Here is a 985-nt window from a genome sequence, read left to right on the forward strand (position 1 = left end):
ATTTGGCCAGAGGTCCATATAAGAATCCGCCTTAAAGGATTTATTATGTGCGTTGCTGAAGATTAGCGACATGATGCTTATACTTCTTCTCACGCCAAAACCATATTGCATAACTTAAGGGGACAGCACCAATCGAGCTCCAGAAACCACTCATTAATACATCGGTAGTTTGTATCCAGCCCCAAGCTGTTTCTGACATAAACAACGGCTCAATACTTTGACCTACCATCACGCCTAAGATTGCTGGAAATGATGTACGAGCAGTAAATCTGAGACTCCCTTTTTTCCTCTCTAGCTTCCACTTGGAAAATTCGACATCTGGATCTTTCACTATCTCCTCCATAAGATATTCTGCCTGAAGCACATAATGCCTAATTGAGTCGCTGACAACACTACCTATACACTCAAACCTACGACCGAAATCACTGAAACTAATCCAAGTAGAAAATTACAAGCGTAACAGTCTGCTTAAATGCTTGTCATGGCGCAATTTGCAACACCCGTGGCGATTTACTACAATATAGATACAAACTAAATTAGGAGACATATTATGGCTACTGCAAGTGTACGTATTGACCAAGATCTTTTTGATAAGGCAGCGATAATGGCTAAAGCACTAAACCGCACTACACCAAAACAAATTGAGCACTGGGCTAAAATCGGGAAAATGATGGAAGACAACCCCGATCTACCTTATGAGTTCGTAAAGCAAGCAGTCATAGCAAAAGCTGAGAAGGAAGCAGGTAAATTAGAGGCTTACTCTTTTGACTAAGATTACCAACATTCTTCAGACACCTACTTTTAAGAAGGCGGTCAAGAAATTACACAAGAACCAAAAAACGGATCTAGATAATGCTATTCGAGCCCTTATGGAAGATCCGCATCTTGGTGAGCAGAAGAAAGGTGACCTGTTTTTCTTGAGAGTGCATAAATTTAAGATGGTTAAGCAATTAACATTGCTCGGTTATAGCTATAAAGATGGTAC

3 protein-coding genes are annotated in these 985 nt (G+C 40.3%); 2 read left to right on the forward strand and 1 reads right to left on the reverse strand.

Going from position 1 to position 985, the window contains the following annotated elements; translation table 11 throughout:
* Positions 1 to 43 precede the first annotated feature (43 nt).
* On the reverse strand, positions 44 to 364 hold the full coding sequence (locus AB4496_RS23665; RefSeq protein ID WP_102258620.1) for a hypothetical protein: 321 nt from the start codon (positions 362 to 364) through the stop codon (positions 44 to 46).
* A 186-nt stretch (positions 365 to 550) separates the two neighbouring features.
* Here AB4496_RS23665 and AB4496_RS23670 point away from each other — a divergent pair, with 186 nt between their 5' ends.
* Both AB4496_RS23670 and AB4496_RS23675 read left to right on the forward strand, forming a co-directional pair.
* Positions 551 to 772, forward strand: a complete 222-nt coding sequence (locus tag AB4496_RS23670) for a TA system antitoxin ParD family protein (protein WP_009847096.1) — start codon at positions 551 to 553, stop codon at positions 770 to 772.
* Positions 765 to 985, forward strand: a 221-nt coding sequence (locus AB4496_RS23675) for a type II toxin-antitoxin system RelE/ParE family toxin (RefSeq protein WP_372132211.1), incomplete at its 3' end; no start/stop codon positions are given. The genes AB4496_RS23670 and AB4496_RS23675, both read left to right, overlap by 8 nt.

This window comes from Vibrio sp. 10N.222.46.A1 (assembly GCF_041473595.1).
GTDB classification, from domain to species: Bacteria; Pseudomonadota; Gammaproteobacteria; order Enterobacterales; family Vibrionaceae; genus Vibrio; species Vibrio tasmaniensis_A.

Bases quoted from the DNA above. Each gene is read 5' to 3' on its own strand.
- AB4496_RS23670 (WP_009847096.1), top strand. From the start codon at position 551: ATGGCTACTGCAAGTGTACGTATTGACCAAGATCTTTTTGATAAGGCA.